The organism is Corallococcus llansteffanensis (assembly GCF_003612055.1).
GTDB classification, from domain to species: Bacteria; Myxococcota; Myxococcia; order Myxococcales; family Myxococcaceae; genus Corallococcus; species Corallococcus llansteffanensis.
Map to the genome: position 1 here is coordinate 1 of NZ_RAWB01000828.1, position 3,252 is coordinate 3,252.

Sequence of the window (3,252 nt, forward strand, 5' to 3'; positions counted from 1 at the left end):
GGGGATGCGGCGTGGCGGGAGGACCTGCGCAAGCGGGCCCTGGAGCGGGCGGAGGAGCTGTCCTCCGAGCGGGCACTCAAGGCCTGGGAGTCGCTGCTCGCGGACGTGTGACACGGCTTTGTCAAAACGGCGGGAGGGGGATTCGGGTCAGGAAACCCTTGCCCCCCTTGTCCGGCTTCAAGAGGATTCGCTCCAAATGACGACGACGAACGAGACGCAGGGCCTCAACTTCCTCCAGGAGGTCATCGAGGAGGACCAGAGGACCGGGAAGCACGGCGGTCGCGTGCACACCCGCTTCCCGCCCGAGCCCAACGGCTACCTCCACATCGGCCACGCCAAGGCCATTGTCGTGAACTTCGGGCTGGCGGGCCAGTATGGCGGCAAGTGCAACCTGCGCCTCGACGACACCAACCCGCTCACCGAGGACACGGACTACGTGGAGTCCATCCAGCGCGACGTGCGCTGGCTCGGGTTCGACTGGGACGACCGGCGCTTCTTCGCGTCCGACTACTTCGACCGGCTCTACGCCTTCGCCGAGCAGCTCATCACGGAGGGCAAGGCCTACGTGTGCAGCCTGTCCGCGGAGGAGATCAGCCAGTACCGGGGTGACTTCACCACGCCGGGGCGGGACAGCCCGTACCGGACGCGCACGGTGGAGGAGAACCTGGACCTGTTCCGCCGGATGAAGGCGGGCGAGTTCCCCGACGGCAAGCACACGCTGCGCGCGAAGATCGACATGACTTCGCCCAACCCCGTGCTGCGCGACCCGCCCATCTACCGCATCCGGAAGGCGCACCACCACCGCACGGGCGACAAGTGGTGCATCTACCCGCTCTACGACTTCGCGCACTGCCTGTCGGACGCCATCGAGGGCATCACCCATTCGGTGTGCACGCTGGAGTTCGAGAACCGGCGCGTGCTGTACGACTGGATCGTCGACGCGCTCATCAAGGGCGACCGGCCCTACCAGTACGAGTTCGCGCGGCTGAACCTCACCTACACGGTGATGAGCAAGCGCAAGCTGCTCCAACTGGTGACGGAGAAGCGGGTGTCGGGCTGGGATGATCCGCGCATGCTGACCATCAGCGGCCTGCGTCGCCGGGGCTACACGCCCGCGTCGCTGCGCGACTTCGCCAGGCGCATCGGCGTGAGCAAGTCGGACAGCCTCATCGACATGGGCGTGCTGGAGCTGAGCATCCGAGACGACCTCAACGAGACCGCGCCCCGCGCCATGGCGGTGCTGCGCCCGCTCAAGGTCGTGGTGGAGAACTACCCGGAAGGCCAGACCGAGGAGCTGGAGGTCGCCAACCACCCGAAGAAGGCGGAGCTGGGCTCGCGCAAGGTGCCGTTCATGCGCGAGCTGTACATCGAGGCGGACGACTTCCAGGAGGTGCCGGAGAAGGGCTTCTTCCGCCTCGCGCCAGGCAAGGAGGTGCGTCTGCGCTCGGCGTACTTCATCAAGTGCGAGCAGGTCATCAAGGACGCGGCGGGCCACATCACGGAGCTGCGCTGCACGTATGATCCGGCGACGCGCGGCGGGGACTCGCCGGATGGCCGCAAGGTGAAGGGCACGCTGCACTGGGTGCCGGGCAACGCGCCCACCGCGCAGGTGCGGCTCTATGACCGGCTCTTCTCCGTGGAGCAGCCGGACCGGGATAAGGAGAAGGACTTCAAGGAGTTCCTGAACCCGAACAGCCTGGAGGTCGTCACGGACGCGCGCGTGGAGCCGGCGCTCGCGCAGGCCAATCCGGGCGACCGCTTCCAGTTCGAGCGCCTGGGGTACTTCTGCGCGGACGCGAATGACTCGAAGCCGGGCGTGCCCGTCTTCAACCGCACGGTGACGCTGAAGGACTCGTGGGTGAAGGAGCAGAAGAAGTAGCCGTCGCCTCCCCGCGGGTGACGCTCCACCGGAGCCCCGGGTGTCCGCACCCGGGGCTTCGTCGTGTCTAGGGGGGCAGCAGGCCCCAGGCCTCCAGCGAGGCGCAGCGTCCCGCGCGCCAGGTCGTCTCCGTCGTGGCCGGCGTGTTCCAGGTGATGAACGTCCCGCCGGGAGAGAAGCGCAGCCACGCGGGGATGGGGGCGCCGGTGCGCGCCATCGCGCCCCAGGCGGACTGGAGCTGCTGGGACAGCGTCAGGTCCAGTGGCGTGGGCACGCTCCCCACGGCGTCGAAGTGGCCGAAGAGGTAGACGATGTCCGTCCCGTGCGCGACGCCCAGCGACACCAGGGGCCCGTTGGGGACGGCGCGCGCGAAGCGGTAGAGGTACGCGGGGGCCGTGCCCACGAGGGCGCTCGCGGTGGCCAGCCGCTGCGCCGGACACGCGAATGACAGGTCCGTGCCCAGGGCATCCGCCGCCGCGACCTCGCCCACGGCGGACGGCTGGTAGAGCGCGGTGAGCTCCGCCTTCTTCGCCCCCGCGCCGATGGCGTCCACGTAGCGGCCGAAGTCGCCCGGGTTGCCCACGACGCCCATGCTGGCCAGCACGAAGCTCGCCTCGTCGTCGTTGGCGCCCACCAGCACGGGCACGTCCCCGTGGCCCGCGAGCACCTGCGCGAGCGGCCGGCCCTTCAGCACGACGCCGTCCACCACCGGCAGCGTGGGCGTCAACGCGAGGCCCACTTCCATCACGGGCGCGAGCTGCGCCTGCGCGCCCAGCACCTGCGCGGGGGGCTTCGCGCGCAGGCACGCCGCGATGTCGCCGTCCGTGCAGCCCAGGCGGAGGGCGGTCTGCAGGCCCACGAGGTACGCGGAGGGGAAGGCGCCCACGGGCTGCTCCTTCTCCAGCACGGGCCGGTAGGTGCCGGACTGGATGGCGGCGCGCTGGAACAGGCCCTGGGCCGGCGTGGCCGCCAGCAGCGTCGTCACGGAGACGGCGCCCGCGGACTCCCCGGCGATCATCACGCGCTGGGGATCGCCTCCGAAGGCGGCGATGTTGCGGCGCACCCAGTCCAGCGCGGCGAGCTGATCCCTCAAGCCCCAGTTGCCGGTGCCCCCATCCGGCGCGGTGAGCTGGGGCAGGGCGAGAAACCCGAGCAGGCCCAGCCGGTAGTTGAACGACACGACGACCAGGTCCTCGCGCTGCGCGAGCTGCGTGGCGTCGTACCAGCCTTCGCCGGAGTGGCCCTCCACGTAGCCACCGCCGTGGATCCACACGAGCACCGCGTGGGAGCCCGCGGTGGTGGGGGCCCAGACGTTGAGGCGCAGGCAGTCCTCGGAAGAGGGCGGGATGTTGGCCTTGGCCTGGGGGCAGGGG

2 protein-coding genes are annotated in these 3,252 nt (G+C 70.1%); one reads left to right on the forward strand and one right to left on the reverse strand.

Annotated elements, in window-relative coordinates; all coding sequences use genetic code 11:
* Window positions 1–196: 196 nt before the first annotated feature.
* Entirely contained in the window at window positions 197–1,879 is a 1,683-nt protein-coding gene (locus tag D7V93_RS40830; RefSeq protein WP_120648401.1) for a glutamine--tRNA ligase/YqeY domain fusion protein, read from the forward strand.
* Between the two features lie 67 nt (window positions 1,880–1,946).
* On the opposite strand, the gene D7V93_RS40835 is transcribed toward D7V93_RS40830, so the two are convergent.
* A partial coding sequence (locus D7V93_RS40835; protein WP_120648402.1) for a carboxylesterase/lipase family protein occupies window positions 1,947–3,252 on the reverse strand: 1,306 nt, incomplete at its 5' end.

Bases quoted from the DNA above. Each gene is read 5' to 3' on its own strand.
- D7V93_RS40830 (WP_120648401.1), top strand. From the start codon at position 197: ATGACGACGACGAACGAGACGCAGGGCCTCAACTTCCTCCAGGAGGTC.